Raw genomic sequence first — 22,483 nt, 5'->3', positions numbered from 1 at the left:
CGCCTCGACACCGAGCAGGAACTCGCACCCGAGGAGCAATGGACCCTGCAAGTGCTCAAGCTCGCCGAAGAGGTCGGCGAGGCCGCGCAGGCCGTCATCGGCGCCCGGGGCACCAATCCCCGCAAGGGGCACAGCCACACGTGGGCGGACGTCCAGGACGAGGTGGCCGACGCCGTCATCACCGGCATGGTCGCGCTGGCCCGGCTGCGTCCCGACGCACGCGAGTACTTCGCCGCCGTCCTGGCCCGGAAGGCCGTGAGGTTCCTTCCGGCCCAGGATCCCGGCGCCGAGCCGCAGCTTGGCTGAACGGCACACGCCGGGGTCCGGGTCCTCGACGGGGACCCAGCCGGACCGGCGCCGGGCGCGCAGGGGAACATGGAGGGCGGCAGCGGCCGGTGCCGCTGGAAGCGATCGTTCCTGGCGAGGCGGGGAGCCCCCGACGTACCGCCGAGGAGCAGTACGTGCAGGGAGTGTGGGTCCGTTCATGGGGAGCAGTGGGGGTCGGGGCGTGGGACGGGCGGACGGGGCACAGGACACGGGCCGGGTGCAGGGAGGTCGTCGCGCCCAGCTGGAGCACACCGGCCTGCGGCCCGGCTGGACCACCGGTGCCTGCGCGACGGCGGCCACGACGGCCGCGTACACCGCGCTGCTGACCGGGGAGTTCCCCGATCCGGTGACGATCACGCTGCCCAAGGGGCAGACGCCGTCCTTCGCGCTGGCCACCGAGGAACTGTCCGGAGCATCCGCCATGGCGGGGATCGTGAAGGACGCGGGTGACGACCCGGATGTCACGCACGGTGCGCTGGTGCGGGCGACGGTCCGGCGGCTGCCCGCGGGCAGCGGGGTCGTCTTCAAGGCGGGCCCCGGCGTGGGGACGGTCACCCGGCCCGGTCTTCCACTGCCCGTCGGTGAAGCAGCCGTCAACCCGGTCCCGCGGCGGATGATGAGCGAGCACGTCGCCGAGGTGGCCGCCCGGCACGGCGGGAGCGCGGACGTGGAGATCACCGTCTCCGTCGACCACGGCGAGGAGATCGCCCGCTCCACCTGGAACCCCCGGCTCGGGATACTCGGCGGCCTGTCCATCCTCGGCACCACGGGGATCGTCGTGCCGTACTCCTGCTCGGCCTGGATCGACTCCATCCGGCGGGGCGTGGACGTGGCCCGCGCGGCCGGACGGACCCATGTCGCCGGGTGCACCGGGTCGACGTCCGAGAAGACCGTGGTCGCCGAGTACGGCCTGCCCGAGGACGCCCTGCTCGACATGGGCGACTTCGCGGGCGCCGTGCTGAAGTACATCCGCCGGCACCCGGTGGAGCGCCTCACGCTCTGTGGCGGCTTCGCCAAGCTGTCCAAGCTCGCGGCGGGCCATCTGGACCTGCACTCCGGCCGCTCCCAGGTCGACAAGGGCTTCCTGGCCGGACTGGCGCGCGGCGGCGGCGCGGACGACGCGCTAGCCGACGAGGTGGCCGCCGCCAACACGGGCCTCGCCGCGCTCCGGCTGTGCCAGGCCGCCGGCGTGCCGCTCGGCGACCTGGTGGCGGCGGCCGCGCGGGACGAGGCCCGCGCCGTGCTGCGCGGAGCGCCGGTCGCCGTGGACGTCATCTGCATCGACCGGGCGGGGGCGGTCGTGGGGCGCAGCACGGTCCGCTGAGCCTCCGGCCCGGTGCGGGACGGCACGGCGTCCGGACGGCGATCCGGCGGGAGCCGCCTTCCGGGAGCCGCCTTCCGGGAGCCGCGTTGCGGGCGCCCGGGCCGCGGCGCGGGCGCCCATGACGTGCAGGTCGTCAGTCGCCCCGTAGCCCTCCGAAGCCCGTCGGCGCCGTGGCCGCGGGCGACGGGCCCGCACGGGGCACTGCTAGGGAGCAGGAGTCCGGAGGATTCCCAGGGCCCTGCGCGCACGGTCGTGTGCCCGGTCCCCGTCGGGCGCCTCCAGGGCCCGGCGGTACCAGTGGCGGGCCTCGTGCCACCGCTGTTCCGAGGCGGCGACGTCGCCGAGCAGGGCCAGCACCAGTGAGGTCAGGGCGGGTGGCGCGGGGTCCGGGGTGGCGGGCTCCGGCAGGGGGCGGGCGTCCGCCGGCGCCGACAGGATCTCCGCCAGGCGGTCCCAGCGCCCGGTCTCCCGCAGCAGTTGGGCGTACGCGGTGCGCGCCTCGGCCACCGCTTCGGGGTCGGCGGCGGCCAGCACCTGCTCGAAACGCTGGGAGGCCTCGGCGGGGCGCCCGCCGACCACCGCGAGCCGGGCCAGCATCAGCAGGGCCTGCGGGCGCTCCGGGCGGTCCTCGGCCGCGGCCAGGGGGAGCAGCGTCTCCTCCGCTTCCGCGGGCCGGCCGAGCCGGGCCAGCGTGCTGCCCAGGTACCGGCGTGCCTGCGGTTCCACGGCGGGGTCGCCCGATGCCACCGCCGCGGAGAGGTGCTCCCGGGCCTCCTCCAGTGCGCGCTCGGCCAGCCGGGTCACGCCGAGCAGCAGGCCGGCCCGGGGCGCGGCGCCCGGGACGCCCATGTCCAGGACGGCGGTGAGGAGGTCCGCGGCCCTCTTGGTCTCCCCGATCTCCAGCAGGTACTCGCCCCGGTCGAGGTAGCTGTCGGCGACGTCCTCGCCGGCGACGTCCTCGTCGGCGTCGGACCCGGTGGTGTCGGGCCCGGTGGTGTCGGCCAGCAGCCGTCGCGCGGCGGCGTGATCGCCCTGGCGGAGGCGCAGGGTGCCGAGGAACACCCGTGCCGCCTCGGTGGCCTCCGACGGCTCCCCGCGCAGGGCCTGTTCCAGCAGTTCCGCGGCCTCTGCCTCGGCTGCGTCCCCGCCGTCGTCCAACAGCTCCGTGGCCAGGAAGAGCCGGGCCGCGTCGGACGACCGCGGCGCATCGGCGGCCACGGCCGACCGCAGCAGCCGGAGCCCTTCCGGCCGGTCGCCCTCGGCGAGACGGACCTGTCCGAGCAGCGACCGGGCCCAGGCGGAGAGCGCGGGTTCCGGTGCGTCCACGGCCTCGACGAGCAGGTCCGCCACAGCCGCGAACGCCCGCGGCCGGTCCGGGTCGACGAAGTCGGCCAGCATGAGTGCCAGGTGGATCCGGGCGAGGTGGGACCAGTACGCGTGGCCGGAGTCGACGGCCTGCCGGTAGGCGGCCTCGGCCTCCTCGTACCGTTCCAGCAGGGCCAGCATCTCGCCGAGCAACTCCGCGGCGCGTGGGCCCTGTCCGGGGTGACCGGAGGCCGCGGCCTGCGCGAGCAGCCCGGTGACCACGGCCACGTCGTCCGGGTCGTCCGGGTCGGCCGTCTCCGCCAGCATGAGCGCCAGGTCGATCCGCGCGAGCGGGGACCAGTGCTCGTGGCCGGAGTCGATGGCCCGCCGGTAGGCGGCTTCCGCCTCTTCGTACCGCTGCGCCGTGGCCAGCAGATCGCCCAGTTGGTCCATGGCGTACGGGGCGTTCACCCACGGCCCTTCGGCGACCTCGGTGAGCAGCAGGCGCGCGTGGTCCAGGTCGTTGCGCGCCACGGAGAGCCCCGCCAGGGCGAGCTGGGCGGCCGGAGCCCAGTCCGGGTGGCCGGAGGCGACGGCCTGCCCCAGCCGGTGTTCCGCACGCTCCGCCCGCCCGTGCGCGGCATGCCAGCAGCCCAGGACGTGGGCGGCGCGCGGGGCGAGGGCGGGGTGGCCCGACCGGATCACGTCACGCAGCAGCTCGGCGCCCTGCTCCTGGTCCTCCTCCCCGCTCACCAGCAGCCGTCCCAGTGCGACCTGGGCCAGCGGCCACACCAGCGGTACCGGGGCGTCCAGCACGCTCTCGAGCAAGGCTCGCGCCTCGCCCCACCGGTTGCATTCCACGAAGAGGTCACCGAGGTTGGCGCAGGCGAGGGGCGCGGCCAGCGGGTGGCCACCGGCCATCACCTCCCGGAGCATCTGCTCCGCCTGGTCGAGTTTCCCCTGGTTGGCCAGCAGCCAGCTCATGTTGGTCCGGGCGAACTCCGTGATCGGCGCGGTCACCGAGGCGTCCATGGTCCGGGAGAGCGTCCAGGGGCCGGTGTCCGGGAGCGACAGCTCGCCGGCGCGGGCCGGGCGGGTCCGCAGCAGTTCCGGGCCGCCGGTGACCGGGCCCTGCTTGCGGGTGCCGCCCAGGGCGGCGGGCGCGCCCTCGTCGGCGAGCATGCCGCCGAGCCTGGCCCGTGCCAGGCCGGCCACCTCGTCGTCGCCCTCGGCCAGCACGTCGTCCAGGAGCGACAGGGCCTGGTCGTGCCGGCCCTGCAGGATCAGCAGCCCGGAGTAGTACACCCGGGCGAGCAGCGCGAGCTGCCGGTTGTGGCAGCCCATCGCCGCCTGGAGGAGCCGGCCGGCCCGGGCCCGGTCGCCGGCCACCAGCACACCACCGAGTTCGATCTGGGCCAGCGGCACGACGTCCGGGACCCCGGACTCCAGGGCCGCCTCCAGGTACTCCATGCCCTGCGCGAACGCACCCCGGGCGATCTCGAGTTGCCCGAGCATGACCGCGGCCCATGCCGCGTCGTCCGAGTCCCCGCCGACCTGCCGGACCCGGCGCAGCACGGTCACGGCTACGTCCGGCTCGTCGCGGGCGACCGCGGTGACGGCGACCGTGAGCAGATCGGTGCTCGGGGGCGCCGTCTCCCCGGGGGCCCCGGTGCCGCCGGGCACCTGGTCGGCCAGGGCGAGCTGCCAGGCGAAGCCGGGCACCGCCGCCCCGGGGTCGTCGGTCCTGGTGTCGAGGTAGTCGGGTACGTACGGGAAGACGGCGTACCTCCGTCGCGCGGATCCGCCGCCGGGCGTGGCGTCCTCGGGCTCCGCCGGGGACGGGGACCGCTCCGGGTGGAGCAGGGCGATCTGCCCGGCGACGGGCTCGCGCGCCCAGGCGAGCCCGGCTCGGAACGCCGCCTCGTCCGCGTCCAGGGACGGGTGTGCGTCGCTCAGGTAGCCACGGAACAACCGGAACAGGGCGGCCTCCGACACCGGTCCGCGCAGGCCCATCCGCCACCGGTCCGCCGCCGCCCGGGTCACCGCCCAGCCTGCCGGGCAGCTGTCGAAGCCGTCCGTCAGACGCCGCTCCAGCTCCGGCGCGGCCACCAGGACCTGCCCGATGCCCCGCGCCGTGAAGTCCTCGCCCGGGTACTGGCGGGCGGCCTCGGCCAGTTCCTCGTCGGTGAGCCGCTGTGGCAGGTCCACCCGGCGGGCCAGGCGCAGCACACTCCGCGCGAGGCGCCCCTGGTCGTCGGCGCGGTCGAAGAGTGCCTGCCATTGCAGCGAGGTCATGGAGGCGACCACGACGACCGGCGGGTCCTGCCGTGCGAACCGCTCCAGGACCTGGACGGTGAGCCCGCCGGGCCGCAGGTAGTGGTCCAGCTCGTCCAGCCACAGGACGACCCGGTCGCCGCTGGACGGCAGCCGCAGCCGGGACAGGTCCCCCGGTGCCGCCCGGTCCGCGGCGGGCACCAGGAGCCGGGCCCGCGGCACCCGGCGTCGCAGCAGTTCGAACAGGGTCCGGGACTTGCCGGACTTGGACGGCCCGACGAGCAGCAGCAGCCGGGTGCTGCCCGGAGCGGCCGAGACCACGCCGTCCAGCGCCTCCTCCAGGAGCGCGTCCGGCCCGCGGCGCGGTACGTAGGCGTCGGCACGGCCGTCCCCGGGCCGGTGCCCGCTGTACGTGGAGGGGGTCACTCCGATGTGGTACGGATCCACCTCGGCGACGACGGGCAGCTCCCCCGGCACCGTGAGCGGCAGCGCGAGCCGCGCCTCCAGGCGGGCCCGCAGCTCGTGCTCGGTCTGCTCCCGCACCTGTCCGGCCAGCGGGGGCCAGTAGCGCAGCAGCGCCTCGGTCTTGATCGCGTACGCGGTGACGGGGGTACCGGTCCCCCGCGCGCCGGGGTCCCCGCTGCGCTCGCGGGCGTTGAGGATGCCGATCACCCCGTCGCCCTCCTCGTCCCACACCGGCGCTCCGGAGAATCCGGGTTCCGGCGCCCAGCCCGCCCGCGGTTCCAGCAGCAGCCACTCGTCGCCCGCGTGGTCGACGATCTCGCCGCGCACCGGGACACCACCGTGCGCGTGCTTCTTCGGGTAGCCGTAGGCACGGAAGCGGTGGTGCCAGATACCGGCCGCCGTGGTGCACAGCGGTGCCGGCCGGGCGCCGGGCGGTGGGTCGCCCGCGAGTTCGAGGACGGCCACGTCCCCCGTGCGTGCCGCGGTGGCCGGATGCCAGCCGCCCGGCGACACCGTCGCCTCCAGCGCCTCGGCGTGCCGCACGTGCTGGAACCGGACGTACACCGGACCGCCGGGCGCGTCCCTGGACCGTCCGATCACATGGGCGCAGGTGAGGATGTGGCGTGGCCCGCACAGGACGCCGACGCCGTGCGCCGGCCCGTCGGCGGCTCCGCGTCGGATGCTGACCAGCCAGGGCGGCTGTTCCCGGCCGAGGGCCACGTCCGTCAGGTCCCCGGGCTCGCCGGCGCGGTGCCGGCCCGTGTCCACCGCAGCCGCAGGGCGAAGTGTCCCTCCGTCGCGGTCCTGGCGACGACGACACCGGCCTCCGCGGTGAACTTCATGCCGAACTCGATCTCCATCTCCTGCGGGGCGAGGCCGAGGGCGGTGTCCACGACCGACCGCAGGGTGGGCAGCGTGGACCGGAGCGACTCCTGAAGCCTGCGCCGGGCCTCGACGATGCCGTCCTCGCGGCGCGAGACCAGCTCGAGACCAGGGGTGTCGTCGACCACTTCCACCACCAGTTCGGAGCCCTCCGGCCCCTCGAAACGCACCAGTTCGCTCACGGGCTCCCCCCACCGTCGGGCTCGTCCGCGGGACGAGCCCCCTCCCTGAGGGGAAGTCTAGGTCCGGGCGGCCCCGCCCACAGGCGAATGCGCCTGCGGGACCGGACTTCGGCGCTACGCTGCCCCGGACGGCGGTGTGCGCAGGGAAGCGGGGGTGCGGATGGCGGCCGCGGACGATGTGTCCCCGGGTGGGCGTGCCCGCCGGGAACTGGGTGACGCGCTCGCGGGAGGCGACTTCCTCGCGGCGCTCGGCGCCTCGCTCCGGTGGACCGCGCAGGCGCTGGCGGAGCTGTGCGACGACGACGGCACGGCCGCTCTGGAGGGGCTGTTCGGCCTGTACGACGCGCTGGGCGAGGTGCCGGCACTGACCGCCGGGGCTCCCCGCCTGGTGGCGGCCGCCCGCCCCGGGGAGCGGCCGGCGGAGCAGCTGGACAAGCGGCTCGCCGAGCTCACCGCGCTCCACGAACGGCTGCGGGCCGACCGGACGGTGCTGGAGCGGCTCGCCGCCGTCGAGGACGACCTGCGCCGACGCCTGGCCGAGCACGCGGAGTTGCGGGACCGCATCGCGGAACTGCGCCGCCTGGAACGGCTGGTGGACACTCTGGACGCGCTCGGCGGACAGCAACAGGTGGTGGACGCACGTCTGGAGGCGCTGCGTTCCCGGGACGTCTCCGCGGAGCGGACGCTGGCCGCCGACTGCGGCGCGCTGGTACGGCTCGGCGAGGACCAGCTGGACGCGCTCGCCCCGCGGACCCGGGAGGCGCTCCGCCGGGCCGAGGACATCGGCGAGCGGCTCGCCGTGGAGGAGCGGGAACTGGCCCGGGTCACTTCCGAACTGGACGAGCGGAGCCGGCGCCTGGAGGCGGTACGCACCGAACTGGGCGAGCACGTTCCGCAGTTGGAGCGCTACGCGCGAGCGGACCGGGAGCTGGCGGAGGCGTTGGCCGAGTGGGCCGACACCGACGGCGCCGCCGGTCGCGGGGACCGGCTCGGCGATACCGGGACGGCGCTCGACCGCGCGCGTTCGGCCGCCGCCGATGTGGAGCGGCGTCTCGGCGCGATCGACCGGGTGTTGCGGGAGGCGCTCGACCAGGCCCCTGTCTCCTGGGACGGGACAAGCAGTGGGCGGGGACGTCAGGACAACCAGTCGGTGTAGCGGGTAGGGGCGAGGTGGGCGTCCGTGTCGGTGAGGACGTCGCCCTTGACGACGGCGAACATGCCGGCGGTGGGGTCGGTCGTGACGGTACGGTGGTCGCCCTTGTGGGCCAGGGTGATCCGGCCCACCTCGTCCAGGGTGAGGACCTCGGGGCCGGCGATGTTGCGGATGCCGTTCAGCGGGGCTCCGACGGCGACCTCCGCCACCGCGGCGGCCACGTCTCCGGAGGCGATCGGCTGGATCGGCGTGGCGGGCAGCCGGACGGTGTCGGCGTCAGCGGTCCAGGACAGGACCGCGTCCATGAAGTCCATGAACTGCGTCGCCCTGACGATCGAGTAAGGGATCGGTCCCGCCGCGAGGATCTTCTCCTGCAGTGCCTTGGCCCGGTAGTAGTCCAGCTCCGGCACCTGGTCCACGCCGACGATCGAGAGAATGACGAAGTGGCCGACGCCGCCCTTGTGCGCTGCGGCCAGGAGGTTGTCCATCGAGGTCTGGAAGAAACCCGGGGAGGCTTCGTCGAAGGTCGGGGAGTTCGTCAGGTTGACGACGACGTCCGCTCCCGCCGTCGCCTCCTGCAGTCCCTGACCGCTGATGACATCGACTCCGGTGGACTTCGAGTGCGGCACCGCCTCGTACCCGGCCGCGGTCAGGTTCCTCACGACCTGCGAGCCGATCAGCCCGGTACCGCCGATCACTGCGATCTTCATGGCATGCCCTCCGTAGCGATTACATGCGCAATATGGCATATGTACCGTGATAGGGAAGCGCCATCGGGCACGTGCGCGCATGCGTCGCAGCCGCCGGGAGGCGCGGCACTCGGCAGGCGCTGGACCAGGAGGTGTCTCCTAGGGCGGCGGGACGTCGTCGGCGGTGAACGTGGAGTGGTCGGTGGCGGGCGGGTCCGCCAGGAGGCGGCCGGCGAGGCGGGACTCCATGGCGGCGAGAAGGCCGCGCACCTCGCGGGCGCTGCCGAAGCCGGTGGGGTCGGTACGCCGTCGGGCGTCGAACCACTGCTCGGCCCGTTCCGCGGCCTGAGGCGTGAGCACGTAGCCGTCGGCCGCGGCGCTGCGGCGCAGCACCTCCACCAGTTCCGCGGCGCTGTACGGCGGGAACTCCACGCGGACGGTGAAGCGGGAGGCGAGACCGCTGTTGCTGCGCACGAACGCCTCCATCTCGTGCGGATAACCCGCGGCGATCACCACCAGCCGGTCGTTCCAGTGCTCCATCTCCCTGACCAGGGTGTCGACGGCCTCCTTGCCGAAGTCGGCGCCCTGCACGCCCGAGCCGGCCGTCAGGCTGTACGCCTCGTCGATGAAGAGCACGCCGTCCAGGGCCCGGTGCACGGCCTCGCGGACCCTGGGCGCGGTCTGGCCGACGTACTCGGCGACCAGGTCGGCGCGCGTGGTCTCGACGACATGGCCCTTGCGCACCACGCCAAGCTTGCGGAACATCGCGCCGACGGCCCGCGCCACGGTCGTCTTGCCGGTGCCGGGCGGTCCCACGAACAGCAGGTTCGGTGGCGGGGGCAGGCCCCTGCCGCGGACCTGGCGGAGCCGGATGCGTTTGGCGAGGTCGCCGAGCACCTCGCGGACCGGCGCGAGGCCCACCATGGCGTCCAGCTCGGACAGCAGGGTGCCGTCGTCGGGCGCGGGCCGGGGCAGCAGGGCGCGGTGGTCCTCCGGCAGGTCGGCGACGGTCAGCGGCTGTCCGATGTCCTCGCCGACCCGGACGGCCCACTCGGTGAAGATCTTCTCGCTGAGGTTGCGCATGGTGCCGGCGTTGCCGAAGTCGGGGCGGCGGGTGGCGTGCAGTTCGGTGACGACGTGCAGCAGCTGACCGGCCAGCGTCGCGTCCCAGCGCAGGCCGTGTGCCGCCAGGTACCGCAGCAGGATGCGGTGCAGGACGTCCGGCGGGTAGTCGGGGAAGGCGATGCGCTCGCCGAACCGGCGGCGCAGGCCGTCGTCGGAGGCGAGGAACTCGTCGACCTTGTCGGGATATCCGGCCGCGATCACCACGAGCCGGTCCCGGTCGTTCTCCAGCCTGGCGAGCAGGACCTTCAGCACGTCCCGCTCGAAGCTGCCGTTCTCGCTGCCCAGTCCGTGGACCTCGTCGAGGAACAGCACCCCGTCCACGGCCTGGTCCAGTACGGCGTGGGCGCGGGAAGTCGTCTGGCCGACGTATCCCGCGACCAGGTCGTCGAGCCGGGTCTCCACCAGGTGGCCGCGGCTGAGCACGCCGAGTTCCCGGTACATCTCGCCGACGAGCCGGGCCACCGTGGTCTTCCCGGTGCCGGGCGGACCGGCGAACAGCAGGTGGGGGGAGGCCGCTTCGGCGTCCGTGCCCAGGCCCCGCTCGCGCAGCAGCGCCTGGGCCGCCACCCGCCTGCGCAACCGCTTCAGGTGTCCCTTCACCGGCTCCAGGCCCACCAGGTCGTCCAGCTGCTCCGCGGCCGGGCGCGTGTCCCGGCCGGCGCGGGGCAGCCAGCCCCGCTCGGTCAGTTCCCTGCCGCTGAACGGGGTGCCGTCGAGGGACAGCAGGTTGCTGCGCCAGTTCTTCACGGTGAGGGGCTGGGCGGCCATCGCCCTTACGACGCCGTCCAGTTCCCGCCAGTCACGGATGCGCAAGCCGTCGCGCAGGCGCATCCGCTGGACGAGGCGGTGCAGTTCGGCCTCGTCGGGGTAGCCGACGCGGACGGAGGGGGTGGCCTGCCGGCGCAGCCGGGCGGCCAGGCCCGGGTAGCCGTGCAGTGATTCGACGTAACTCACACAGGCGTCGAACGTCGGGCGGGCGAAGACGAGGACGACCGGGTGGTCGTAGTCGCCGTGCCGGGCCCAGTCGCTGAAGAAGGTGTCCAGGGGGCGGGTGGCGTCGGTGTGCCGCAGGGTGCTCTCCGCCTCGGTGAAGACCACGGCCGTACGGTGCGGCGGATCGGCCAGGTATCCCGCCAGGGTCATCACGGTGAAGGGGTCGGAGAGGGCACGCGTCGGGGCCGGTTCGGTGGGCGAGCCGGTCCCGTCCGCGGCGGAGGAGACGCTGCGTGCCCCGGCCGGCGCGGGGCCCGGCCCCCGGGCCGGCGGGCGGACCACCACCCGGCCGAGCGGGCCGCGCAGCTGGGGGTGGCGCATGTACCCGGCTCCCGCGGAGCCTGCCGGCTGTGCCGGCGGGCGCGACGGCGCGCCCGCCGGGACCCGGCCGGACGGCCGGGACCGCGCCTCGGACTCCGGGTCCAGGAAGTACAGGGGCCGGCGCTGGGAGCTGTAGGCCACGTACGCGCAGGACTGGGCGCGCAGCAGGTGCCACAGCACCGCGTCCAGGTTCCTCTCCCGGTGGTCCGCGCCGATGAAGGTGTCGTCCACGCCGGGCCCGTACACCACGGTGAACGGCTCGCCGGCGCTGAGCCGCAGGCCGGCGAAGCGGGAGCCGAGCCGGCCGGTCATGAGGCTCCGTCGGCCGGGCGCCTGTGCAGCGGGGCGGCCTCCGGCTTGCGGAACCGGCCCAGGTCGTCGGCGCCGGGGTCCGGGACGCCGGGCTCGCTCTCCAGGGCCCCGGTCGGGTGCCCGTCGTCCGCGAGCGCGTGCCGTACCGCCTCGGCGCGGTCCCGGAGTTCCCGTTCCGACGCCGTGTCGTGGTCGTAGGACAGGACCCGCAGGACCTGGCCCGTCTCGCCCTCCGGTGCGGGCAGGACCTGTACGACGATCTTGTTGCCGTTCGCGTGCTCGAGGACGGCGTGGTACGCACGGCGCTCGTCCGCGTCCTCGTACTCGCCGTCCGCCAGCTCGTAGGCGCCGATCCGGGAGAGGGTGCCGGCCACGGAGTCGGCGAGGTTCACGCGGAGCTGCGAGGCGAGCAGCCGCATGCCGGCCCGGTCCACGATCTCGCCGAGCCGCTGCTCCAGCTGCGGCGCCTCGACGGTCAGTTCGCGCAGTTCGGCCACGGTGGTCGCATCGTCCCCGGCCCGGGAGAGCCGCTCGGTCACCTCGGCCCGCAGCTCGTCCAGCTCGCCCTCCGACCAGTGGTCCACATCGAGTTCGGCCCCTTCGATCGGCTCGCCGTCGGGCCCTGTCACCGGCCTGACCCGGTTCTGGGTGATCAGGGTCTCGACCAGGACCAGGGCGTCGGTGGCGGCTCCCTGGGCGAGCCGCCGCTCCAGCTCCCGGTGTTCGATGTCCACGCGCAGTTCGCTGAGGTCCAGGTAGGCGCGCTGCGCGAGGGGGAGGGCGGCCTCGTGATGGCCGGCGTCCATGTTCCGCCGCGCGGTGTCGAGGTCCAGGCGGAGCCGGTCGAGCCTGCCGGGAGCGTGGCGTTCGTGCGGCAGGGTGTCGGCGATGAGACCGGCCATCGTGGCGCCGTCGGCGAGCCAGTCCCGGGCGGCGGCCGCGGCACGGTCCCGGTTCCCGGCCAGCTCGTCGACGCGTCCGGTCAGGCCGGCGATGTCCCGGCGGCGCTGGTCGCGTTCGGCGGCGAGTTCGCGCTCCAGGGCCGCGCGCTGCTCCGCGAGCCGGGTTCGGGTGTCGCGTTCGAGGCGGTCCGCGGTGCCGCGCAGCTCCCGGTGCAGGCGCTCGGACTGCTCGCGCAGCCTGCGTCCGGTGTCGCGCTCGAGCTGCCGGGTGTGGGCCGCGAGCCCGGAGAGCGCCTGTTCCGTCCGGCGGGCACGCTCCTCGAGTACGGCGCGCGTGCGCGCCTGGTCGGCCTCGGTCCGCCGCCGCACCTCGTCGAGGAGGCGGGGGACGTCGCGCCGGACCTGCTTGAGGTTCTGGGCCGCCCGCTGAGCCCGGTACCACTCGGTTTCGTCCACCAGGATGCGCTTCTTGCCGCTCATGGTCAGTTGTCCTCACGTGGTCGGGTCGGCAGCGGCGCGCGCCCGGGGGCGCCGGGCGTCGCGTCGGGTGTTCCGGGCGGGAGCAGCCGCGAACGGGTCTCCCGCACCGCGGAGTCGAAGGCGGTGAGCAGCCCCGGCGGAGGGACGCCGACCAGCAGGGCGGTGGTGCCGTCGACGGTGATCTCGGCGGTACGCGGCCCGCCGGTGAAGTCGTACCCGCATCCGGCGAGCCGGGGCGTGAGGTGGTGGACGCGCTGGTTGCTGCTGCCCCGCAGCCCCTTGCCGTCGTCGAGGCCGGCGACGTACCGGCCGTCGATCAGCACGTCCAGGAGGCCGAGCAGTTCGGTGACGCCCGGTGCGGGCGGGCGGGCACGCAGCCGTTCCAGGCGGTACCCGGTGAAGCAGATCACCGAGAGGTCGCGTCGGCCGCGGGCCGCCCGGACCAGCGCGGCGAGCCCGCCGGCCTGGGTCATCGGCTCGCCGCCGGAGAGGGTCAGACCCGTCACGCCGGGGTCGGCGAGCAACTCGTCGGCCAGCTCCGCGGGGTGCGCGTGGCGGGCGGCGCGGTCCGGGATCCACTCCGGTGCCAGGCAGCCGGGGCAGCGGAAGGGGCAGCCCTGCACCCACACCACCGACCGCCGCCCCGGGCCCAGGGCGTGGGTGCCGACGCGGGTGGCGGCGACATTGAGGGCGGGGCCGGTCACGGCAGGTCCCGTTCGGAGGGCGTGGGCCTCCCCCGCTGCGCGGGTGGCCGCGGCGGGGAGCCGTCCCAGGGTCCGTCCCCGTGGGGCGGGAGGGCACCGGGCCGCGGGACGGGCAGGGGGCCGGGCGCCGCGCCGGCTCGGGTCACGTCGGCCGCTGACACCCCGTCACGGTCCGGCCGGTACCCGTGACGGTCCGGCCGGTAGTCGAAGCGGATGCCGTTGACCACCACCGGCTCGCCCGGTCGGCACACGGCGTTCGCGCTGCGTGCCGCCGTGCCGTCCGGGCTGTAGCTGAGGTTCAGGGCGATGTCGCGGCGGCCGTCGTCCGCCCGGTACCGGCGGCCGTGGGCGCGGCCCTTGCCACCGATCCGCGGCGGCACGAACGTCACCTGCCGTCCGCGCAGGACGATCTCGTCCCCCGGGCCGTCGCCGAGCGCCGGGGAGGCGAGGAGTACGCCGTTGACGACCGCCCGGCTGTTGCGCATCCACAGCGCCAGGGCCGCGACGAGCAGTACCAGCGGGACTCCGATCAGCAGGGGCAGGGTCAGCGCCGAGCCGACCTGCGCCCGCAGCCGGAGCTTCGTGGCCGGCCCCTTCACCGCCGCCGGCACCCGGAAGCGCACCTCGTCCAGGGTGGCCGCCCAGGGCGTCGCGACCTTGCCGTGCACGGTCAGGCCGGCCTCGGCCTCCCAGGTCCGCCGCACCGGCAGCAGCCCGGCGTCGGGCTCGCCCCGCACCGTGACCTGGAACTGCCGGGCCGTGCCGGGTTTCAGGGACACCCGGTCCGGGAGGCCGGTCACCGTGAGCGGCTGATCGTCCAGGGTCGCCCCGAGGCCGGTCACGGTCAGCGGGACCCGCGCGGTGGTGGCGGTCAGGGTCAGCGTGGCCGTCGCACCGCCCTTGTCCAGGTCGAGCGGCCCGGTGGGCGACAAGGTGGCGGTGACGCCCTTGCCCGCGTCCTGGGCGATCAGCCGGGCGGCCTTGCGCGCCCGGGCCCGCTCGGCGGCCCGTCCGAGGTACCCGGCGAGGTTCTGCACCGAGTCCGGCCGCAGCTCGGTGGTGTCCGAAACGACGCCGGACAACTGTGCGGTGCCGGACTCGTCGGTCGCCAACGGCAGCGCGTACGCGGCGAGTTCGTGGTGCCGGGCCAGCTTGCCGGCCCGGTCCCGCAGCGCCTTCCAGGCCGGTCCCCCGGACGTGGGGTACCGGGAGCCCGCCGGCGGATCGTGCTTGCCGTCCGTGAACATCACCACCGAGCCGACGTCGGCGGCGCCGGGCCGCTCCAGTTCGGCCAGGCCCCGGTCCAGGGCGGCGCCGATGTCGGTCTGCACGCTGGAGGGTCCGGCCCGGCCGGGCAGCCTGCCGACGATGGCCTTCGGGGCGGACGGGTGGCCCAGATAGACCGTCTCGGCCTTGTCCCCGAAGGTGAACAGGGCGACGTAGTCCCGCGGCGCCAGACCCTTCAGGAACGGCAGCAGCGCCGACCGGACCGACGAATACCGCCCCTCGCCCGTCATCGAGCCCGAGACGTCCACCAGGACGACGTAGTCGGCGGGCACCTGGTCCAGGCGGAGCTCGGAGTAGATCTCGCTGCGGCTGGGCGACGAGCCGGCCCGCGCCGGATCGGTGGCGGTCCGGGCGGCGGCGGGAGTCGTCCCGGGCAGCACGGCGGTCAGGGCCGTGAACGCCAGGGCGGCGAGTGCGGCGGCGGCGCGGTGGACGGCACGGGCGCGCACGCGTCCCGGCCTCGGGCGTGGCGGCGACTGGTTCATGGCAGGGGAGCTCCTCGGGCGCGGCACTGTTCGGGGTCCATGGGGAGGGATCAGGTTTCGGGCGGGACGGGCAACGGGCCGAGCGGCAGGCGGGTCTCCGCCTCCGCGCCGTCCGTGACCGGGCACAGGACGAGGGCGGCCACCCCGTCCGCGCCGACGCGGACGCCGACCCGGCAGAGCCCGTCCGGTGTCCCGGCGGGCAGCGTGACGTCCAGGAACGGGGACGGGCGGCCGTCGGGGCCGACGGCCTCGATCCGCAGGGGGCGCCCGGCCGCCGCATCGGGGAGCACCTGGGCCGGCCGGCCGTCCGCGGCGGCGAACACGGTGGCGCCGCCGGGCTCCAGGGACCCGGCGGGGGCCAGTTCCAGCTCCCCGGTGTGCAGCCGTCCGGCCGTGCGGCGGTGGGTACGGATGCGGAGGGCGTACGGATAGCGGTCGCCGGGGTCGGCGAGACCGGCCGCCACCAGGGCGCCGCCGGCCGCCGCCGCGTACCCGGGGTCCACGCCCGTGGGCAGGGGCAGAAGCCGGTAACGTTCCGCGAGCTGCCGGGTGAGCGGGGCGAGCCGGGCCAGGCCCCCGGCGAGCAGCAACGGCGGCTGCTCCGCCGCGCCGGGCGGCGCGGCGACCTCGTCCAGGGCCTGCCGTACCGCGTCGATCAGCGGCGGGAGGCAGGCCCGTACGGTTCCTGCGGTGACGTCCCGGTCGCCCAGGCGGTGCACCGGGATGTCGTCGCCCGGATCGGGCTGGTGCACGGCCCGGGCCACGGCGAACCCCAGCCTGCGGCCGCCGGGGTCGTCCAGGCGCGCGGCGGCGAGTCCGCGGTGCCCTTCGTCGTCGTCGGGCAGACCGGCGGCGGCCAGGAGCGCCGCGTCGAGTTCCGCGCCGAGGCGGCCCGTCGGCCCGCTCGCCTCGGCGGTGGCGCGCAGGAGCACCGAAGGGCCGGCCAGCGTGCAGCGGGCGGTGTCGGCGGCGCGGGCCCCGGCGTCGCACACGAGGTACTCCCCGGTGCCGGCGTCCGCCGCGCCCGCGGTGTGCCGGACCAGAGCGAGCAGGGCGTGCGCGGTGCCGATCGCCCGGACGCGTGGGCAGCCCGCCTCGGCGAGGGTTGCCGTCGCGGGGCCGGCCGACTCCCGTGCGGTGCGCCGCGGCAGCACGACCACGGCCCCGGCGGGCGGACCGTACCGGGCGACACAGGTGCCGTACGCCTCGCGCAGCGCGGCCACGGGCCGGCCCCGCACGGCGGCGGAGAGCGGCAGTCCCTCGCCCGGCACGTCACCGGGCAGGGACACCGGCCGGGGCGGCCCGGCGCCGGGCCCTGCGACGGCGAGCCGGGCGTAACGGGTGCCGATGTCGAGGGCGAGGGCGTACGGCGGGTTCATGCGCGGTCGTCACCCCCGTCCCGGCGCCGGGCTCGCCGGGGCGGCTTCAGGCGCAGGATCTTCAGCCCCTGCTCGAGGCTGTCCCTCAGCTGCTCGTGGCCCTCCACTGCCCGTTGCCGGACCAGGTCGCCGAACCTCTGCTGCGAGATGCAGTAGTAGAGCAGACGGCCGAGGGCCCGCTGCGGCGCGGCGCGGTCGAGGTGCGCGGCCAGCCGGTGCAGCCAGTCCCCGCTGCCCGCGCGCTCGTACAGCCAGGGGGTGATCGCCTCGCGCACGGCCGACGGGAACTCGACGACCTCCTGCGCGCGCCTGGCGTACCGGGAGTCGGGGCTGGCCCGCACGACGGCGTCACCCAGTTGCTCGGGCAAGGCCGTACGCGAGTCGACGAGCCGGCGGATCTCCGCGGTGTGGGCGAGCCACTGCAGGTCGGGACGCATGCGCAGACCCTGCTCCCACCGGTCGGGCATGCCGTGGGTGATCCAGTCCCCGGCGTGTTTCAGCAGTTCGGCGATCCGGTCGAGCACCGGGTCCTCCAGCTTCCTCAGCCAGGGCGCCTCCGGCGTCCCCTGAGGGTGGATCAGCTCCCACAGGACCGGGTACGGGACCTGCTCGGGCCGGTCACCGACCAGGCCGGCGGCCAGCGCGGCGATCTCCCAGCTCATCAGTCCCAGCTGGGGCAGCTGCGTTCTGAGGACGCCGGCGTACTCGGCGGGCGCCACGTCGTCGGCCGCCAGACACCGTGCCCGCCGCATGTCCGAGTCGAGCAGGGGGCGCTGGAACAGATCGGCCCACGCGGCGTGCGCCCCGTCGAGGCCGGGTTCCACGGGTACGAGTGCCTCGGTCGCGTGGAACAGGAACGCACGGTCCGTGTCCGTGCCCTCCCGTCCCGAGGCGACGGCGTACAGCTCCGGCGCGAGCCAGGACAGCGCCTCGGGATTGCGGGCGAGGCAGGCGAGTTTGAGACCGGTGCGCCAGGCCGTCGGGGAGATGTCGGTGAGCGCACCGATGTCCCCTTCGACAGGGCCGTCGAGCGGTTCGCGGTGGAACCGCGCGACGCCGCGCAGCCACTTCGGCGTCTTGCGCTCGCTGTCTTCGCCGGGCAGGGCCAGCAGGTCCCGGACCAGCCGGTCGTCCAGGGTGTTCCGCTCGGCGTTGAGGTCGAGCCAGGCCAGGGCCAGTTGCGGGCTCCGGAGGAGGACGGTCCGCGCGGCGGCGGCCCCGTTCTCGTCCAGGTTCCGCTGCAGGGCGTGCAGCAGCGCGCTGCGCGAACGCACACCGTCCGGCGTCGCGGCCGCCGCTCCCCCGCCCAGGTAGCCGGCCAGGACCAGGGCGTGGGCCTGCCGGTCACCGGGCGCCGCGGCGGCCGCCAGTTCCAGGACGGCGCCCACCCGGTTGAGGGTGCGGCTGTCGTCGGCCCAGGAGTTGAGTTCGTCCACCAGGGCCTCACCGGCCCCCGGGAACCAGTGCTCCAGCAGCAGGCTCCGGGCCTGCGCGCACTCCGCCGGGGGGCGGCCGCCGGGCAGGGCGGTGCGCGCCAGGTAGCGCACCACCTGGGCGGCCTCCGCTGCGGTCAGGCTGTCCCACGACCGCAGGGCCAGGAGCCGGCCGACATCGTTCAGCCGGGCCGCGCCCCGGTCGATGTCTCCCAGCACCACCGCCTGGAGGTCGAGGTCCCGCAGGTGCTGCAGCGCCTGCTCGGCATCGTGCGGGGTCAACGCCGTGCGATGGGACAGCAGGTGGGGAAGCAAGGCGTCGAGGTTCTTCTTCTCCCGTAGCCGCCGCAGCTCCGCCAGATAGGCGCGGCCCGGGCCGGTCTGGGGCTCCTGCGGCGGCTGCCCCTTGAGCACGGCGTGGCACTGGCTTCCCCTGGGGCGCTGCGCGAAGGTCAGCCGCAGCTCGTGGTCGGCGCCGTGACCGGCCCAGGTCGCGGCGGACAGCCAGGCGCGGCTGCCGTACGGCAGCAGGGCGCAGATCCCGTCGAGTACGGCGACCCGGGTGACGGCGCTCAGGCGGCCCGCGTGTTCCGGGGCCAGTGTGATGACCACGTGCCGCCCTTCGAGGAGCAGCGCGGCGCACCGCGCCGCCCACTCGAACCCGATGTCCTCCTCGATGTACCGGGCCAGCCGCGCGGCCGTGGTGGGTGCCGCGTCGAGGACGAGGTGCGGCGGGTGCACGGCGCCGGGGCCGACGGCCGGCCACTCGGCGTCGAGGGCGGCCGCGTAGAGCGAGGACCAGGTGAGCCCCGCGCCACTGACCGTCCGCCAGTCCAGGAGCAGCAGCCGGGCCGAGTAGCTGATCCGGCCGGTGGCGTCCCGGCCGCCCGCCCAGGTGGTCTCCACCAGACCGGTCGAGGGGCCGCCGGACTCGGCGCCGCCGAGGAAGGCCACCCACGGCAACGCGTCGGGGGCGTGGGTGCGGTCGGCGCGCGGCGTCTCCGTGGACGCGGCCCAGAAGTACCGCTGGGCGACCCGGGGTTCCACGCTGCCGGCCTGCACGTCGTAGGCAACCTGCCCCGGCGCCTTGCCCTGGAGGGACCAGGCGGCGTGCACCGGGGTCCAGGCCGGAGCCCCGTTCACCCGCGCCCCCGCCAGAGCTTGCCACCCCCGCGCGAGGATCCGCGCAGGCGTTCCTCGAGGGCCATCAGCGGCTCGATGACGTTGATCGGTGTCGGCGGGGAACTGCAGATCCGTTCGCCGTCCGGCTCGACGTTGACGTAACTGCGGTAGTCGAACTGGTGGTTGGCGTTGAGCCGGAAACCGATCGCGGAGGTGGCGTAGAAGGACATCCGGTCGGGGTGGAAGAAGTTCCCGAGGGCGTCGCGGACCAGGCGGGCGCTGCCGCCGCGGAAGCTGTTGCAGATCCAGTCGAAGAAACCCCGCGCCTGGTGATCGAGGACGCACGGGATGGCGCCGGGCTGCTCCTGGTAGACCCAGCGGGCCCGCAGCGCCGGCTCGAAGACGTCGGGGTGGTCGAACTTGGTGATGCACACCGCGACGTGGTGCGGCAGCCGGCCGTTGCGCAGGAGCCGGTTCTCGTCGCGCACCCGGGCCGCCATCTGGGTGGCCATCCCGTAGAAGTAGTTGATGCTCGCGGTCTGCTCGTTGGCGTCCAGGAGCGGGTCGAACAGGTAGACCAGGCCGTCGCAGTTCGACAGGTGGGTGACCGCCTGTTCGTGCAGATCCTCGGCGACCTGGTTGGACCTGGGGTTGAACGCCTCCCCCGGGAGGTCGAGCACCTCCAGCGCGAACGAGATCCGCCGGCGGCGCAGGCCTGCGGTGCCCTGCGCGTCGCCGGTGAAGGACCACCTGAGGTCCCGCTGCGCCCGGGTCGCCTCGGGGAACCGGTGCTGGGACACCAGCTGGTCCACGCTGTCCAGCAGGAACTCCTGGGAGGACGCGTCCATCCCGGCGACCACCCAGTTCACCCGGGCGCGTTGCCGGTGCTGGATCGCGCCGATCGGCACGGCGCCCAGGAACGTCGTCTTGCCGGAGCCGGACGCCCCCCACACCCCGATCCTGACACCGGCGGGGGCGGCGCCGCTCATCTGCGGTATCGCCGTGGGCGGCATGACCCGGTCGGACACGGTGTGGCTGTCAGCGGCGCCGGCCGGCAGCGGGTCGAGCCCCGGCAGGGGCGGTAGTTGGGGTTCCGGTCCGCCGGAGCCGGGCTTGCCGTCGAGGGCGAGCGACTGCCAGGCGCGGTCCGCGTCGGGGCGCCCGTTCCGGGACTGCCTCGGCTCCAGGGAGTCGGCCTCGTCGCCGTAGCCGTCGGGCTCCGGGTCGGGCCGGTGCTGGTGTGTCGTCATGAACCGGGTCAGCTCCTAGGTGGGTCGGATCGCCCTGGGGCGAAGGGCGGCGCGGCGAACGCGAGCGGGATGCCGTCGGTGGCGTGGGACGGACCGGCGGTGAGGGCGAGCGCCGCCCGCTCCGCCGAGTCGGTGCCGGGCCGGAGCAGGAGGCGGTCCGTGCCCAGCAGGTCGTGCCAGGTCCCGGAGAGGTAGCGGCGCAGCCGTTCCCCGCCGGGCGTTCCCGGGGCGACGGGCGGGGCGAACGGCTCGGCCCGGACGCCGACCCGCACGCCCCGGAGACGCAGGGTCCGCAGCTGCTCCCGCCAGTCCACGGCGAGCGGGCAGCCGGGCACCAGGCCCTCCTGCGCGTACGGGGCCGGCGGTCTGTCCCCGACCACCAGGAGCACCTGTCCGACCGGCTCGTCGCGCCGGTCCGCGGTCATTCTGGCGGCGGCCTTCAGCGCGTCCTCCAGCGAGGAGGTGAGGGTACGCCGGGGCTGCACCTCGGAGGTCATCTCCCGCAGGTGCCGCAGGGCCCGGCCGGGTGGCCCCGGCCGCACGGACCGGATGACCTTCCGGTCGGGCTGGTGCTCGTTGCGGGGCGCGTGGTCGTAGTAGCCGATCACGGCGACCCGCAGGCCGCCGCCGGCCCGGCCGTGGCGCTCGGCGGCACGGATCAGGTCGCCGGTGAAGCCGACGCGCTCGGCGATCTCGGCCCGGTCGGTGCCGGACATCTCCACGGCGCAGATGAGCTCCACGGGCCGGGGCCGCCGAAGGCGCCGCGGCATGCGGGCGAGCAGGGCGGCCAGGTCCGGGCCGGCTCCCTGGGGTGCTTCGGCCCGGATGCGGGCGCCGTCGGCGCGCACCTCGATCTCGCCCGGTCCGTGCAGGACGAAGCTGAGGTGTGCCGAGCCGCGTACGGGCAGTTCGGCACGGGGCAGGCCGAGCAGCGGCGGGCGGTGCTCCGCCGGGCCGTAGCGGCCGGCGAGCAGCGGCAGGACGACGGTCACGGTGTCGCAGGGCGCGGCGGTGCCGGCCGGCGGGGCCGGCGCCGGCGGGCCGCTGTGCACGGTGACCGAGACCGTCCGGGTCTCACCGGGGGCGAGCCGTGTCCCGGCCTCGAACAGGACGTGGTGCGCGAGCTCGACCGGAACGTGGCCGCCCGTGGCGGTTCCGGTCCGCGCCAGGAGCAGGGTGTGCGGCTCGCGCAACGGCGCGCCGCGCAGCAGCCGGCGGACCCGGGCCGTGGTGGCGGACACCGTGCCGGGACCGGGTGCGGGGGCCGGGGAGCTCTCGGTGCGCGCCGGGCAGACGTCGCGCAGTACGGCGGCGGCACGGTCGAGGAGGGTCCAGCCGGTGCCACCGCGCAGCAGCACCAGCGCGGTCGCACGGGGGTCCGTCGCCTCGTACGCGCCGGGCACGACGGTGCGCAGCCAGTCGCGCACGGCCTGGTCGAAGGCCGTGCGGTCCACCGGTTCGACGGTGCCGATGCCTCCGGCGAGCTGGAAGCGGCGCAGGGCTCGCGCGGGGGCGAGCCGGGGAACCAAGTCGGTCCAGGGCGTCTCGGCGTGCGGGCGCGTCCGCGGCAGACCGGCGGCGTCGGCGTACGCCCGTACCACCGCCGCCCGCCGGGTGCCGAACTCGACGAACAGCACCTCGGACAGCTCACCGGTGGTGAGCCTGTGCAGCAGGCCGGCCAGGGCCTGCGGTTCGGCGGCCACCGCGGGGGCGCCGGCCGCGACCGGGCCGGGGCTGCCGGCGGGGTGCGGGGCGCGGAAGGAGTCCGGGTCGCCGACGGGTTCCGGGTCGCCGGCAGGGCGCGGGGCGCCGGTGGGCGCGAGGCGCAGGAGCCCGGCGATCTCGGCCTGCTCGGCCGGCTCGCTCAGCGCACGCCGTGCCGCGTCCAGGTCCCAGGCGTGCGCGGCGGCCGCCAGCTCGGCCGCTGCCGACCGGTGGTCCTCCTCGGTCGCGGCCCCCAGGACCAGGTCCCCGGACAGCGGGAATCCGCACATCCGGCAGCGTCGTCCGCCCTGCTCCGAGTGGATGCAGACCGGGCAGTGCGCCGCTGGGCCGGACCGTTCGTCGTCAGCTCCGGAAGAGAGCAACA

The 22,483-nt window shown here is 75.5% G+C and carries 14 protein-coding genes; 3 read left to right on the top strand and 11 right to left on the bottom strand.

Translation table 11 applies throughout. The features are described 5' to 3' along the window. On the top strand, nt 1-306 hold a 306-nt coding region (locus IE312_RS01870; RefSeq protein ID WP_189977633.1), incomplete at its 5' end, for a MazG-like family protein. Nucleotides 307-484: 178 nt separating this feature from the next. Next, nucleotides 485-1,651: a cobalt-precorrin-5B (C(1))-methyltransferase gene (locus IE312_RS01865; RefSeq protein ID WP_370467505.1), complete on the top strand. Its 1,167-nt coding sequence runs from the start codon at nt 485-487 to the stop codon at nt 1,649-1,651. 204 nt (nt 1,652-1,855) lie between these two features. Here the strand turns inward: IE312_RS01865 and IE312_RS01860 are convergent, their stop codons facing one another. Both IE312_RS01860 and IE312_RS01855 read right to left on the bottom strand, forming a co-directional pair. Next, nucleotides 1,856-6,463 (bottom strand): serine protease, encoded by a 4,608-nt coding sequence (locus IE312_RS01860; RefSeq protein ID WP_189977630.1) that lies wholly within the window; start codon nt 6,461-6,463, stop codon nt 1,856-1,858. Then, nucleotides 6,421-6,759, bottom strand: coding sequence for a CU044_2847 family protein (locus IE312_RS01855; protein ID WP_229898878.1), 339 nt, complete (start codon nt 6,757-6,759; stop codon nt 6,421-6,423). The genes IE312_RS01860 and IE312_RS01855 overlap by 43 nt, the downstream gene beginning before the upstream one ends. A 136-nt stretch (nt 6,760-6,895) precedes the next feature. Between IE312_RS01855 and IE312_RS01850 the strand changes: the two genes are divergently transcribed. Continuing rightward, nucleotides 6,896-7,915, top strand: a complete 1,020-nt coding sequence (locus tag IE312_RS01850; protein WP_189977628.1) for a coiled-coil domain-containing protein — start codon at nt 6,896-6,898, stop codon at nt 7,913-7,915. Here the strand turns inward: IE312_RS01850 and IE312_RS01845 are convergent. The 9 genes from IE312_RS01845 to IE312_RS01805 form a co-directional block, all read right to left on the bottom strand. Continuing rightward, on the bottom strand, nt 7,894-8,622 hold the full coding sequence (locus IE312_RS01845) for an SDR family oxidoreductase (protein ID WP_189977626.1): 729 nt from the start codon (nt 8,620-8,622) through the stop codon (nt 7,894-7,896). The genes IE312_RS01850 and IE312_RS01845 overlap by 22 nt on opposite strands. A 138-nt stretch (nt 8,623-8,760) precedes the next feature. Further along, the gene (locus tag IE312_RS01840; RefSeq protein ID WP_189977624.1) at nt 8,761-11,352 is read right to left on the bottom strand and encodes an AAA family ATPase; all 2,592 of its coding nucleotides are present in this window, start codon (nt 11,350-11,352) and stop codon (nt 8,761-8,763) included. Continuing rightward, a complete protein-coding gene (locus IE312_RS01835) occupies nt 11,349-12,734 on the bottom strand; it encodes a coiled-coil domain-containing protein (RefSeq protein ID WP_189977622.1) in 1,386 nt (461 codons plus the stop codon). Before IE312_RS01835 ends, IE312_RS01840 begins: the two co-directional genes overlap by 4 nt. Before the next feature lie 2 nt (nt 12,735-12,736). Further along, complete coding sequence (locus tag IE312_RS01830) at nt 12,737-13,438, bottom strand: 4Fe-4S single cluster domain-containing protein (RefSeq protein WP_189977620.1); 702 nt, start codon at nt 13,436-13,438, stop codon at nt 12,737-12,739. Further along, nucleotides 13,435-15,210 (bottom strand): vWA domain-containing protein, encoded by a 1,776-nt coding sequence (locus IE312_RS01825; RefSeq protein WP_189977618.1) that lies wholly within the window; start codon nt 15,208-15,210, stop codon nt 13,435-13,437. Before IE312_RS01825 ends, IE312_RS01830 begins: the two co-directional genes overlap by 4 nt. Nucleotides 15,211-15,260: 50 nt before the next feature. Beyond that, complete coding sequence (locus IE312_RS01820; RefSeq protein WP_189977616.1) at nt 15,261-16,589, bottom strand: hypothetical protein; 1,329 nt, start codon at nt 16,587-16,589, stop codon at nt 15,261-15,263. Continuing rightward, entirely contained in the window at nt 16,586-19,165 is a 2,580-nt protein-coding gene (locus IE312_RS01815; protein ID WP_189977614.1) for a hypothetical protein, read from the bottom strand. The genes IE312_RS01820 and IE312_RS01815 overlap by 4 nt, the downstream gene beginning before the upstream one ends. After that, nucleotides 19,162-20,394, bottom strand: a complete 1,233-nt coding sequence (locus tag IE312_RS01810) for a hypothetical protein (RefSeq protein WP_189977612.1) — start codon at nt 20,392-20,394, stop codon at nt 19,162-19,164. Before IE312_RS01810 ends, IE312_RS01815 begins: the two co-directional genes overlap by 4 nt. A gap of 8 nt (nt 20,395-20,402) precedes the next feature. Next, nucleotides 20,403-22,388, bottom strand: coding sequence for a hypothetical protein (locus tag IE312_RS01805; protein WP_189977610.1), 1,986 nt, complete (start codon nt 22,386-22,388; stop codon nt 20,403-20,405). Nucleotides 22,389-22,483 lie beyond the last annotated feature (95 nt).

The sequence above is a fragment of the Streptomyces capoamus genome (assembly GCF_014654935.1).
In the GTDB taxonomy this organism is placed as follows: domain Bacteria; phylum Actinomycetota; class Actinomycetes; order Streptomycetales; family Streptomycetaceae; genus Streptomyces; species Streptomyces capoamus.
This window is presented reverse-complemented; position numbering and strand designations above follow the sequence as displayed.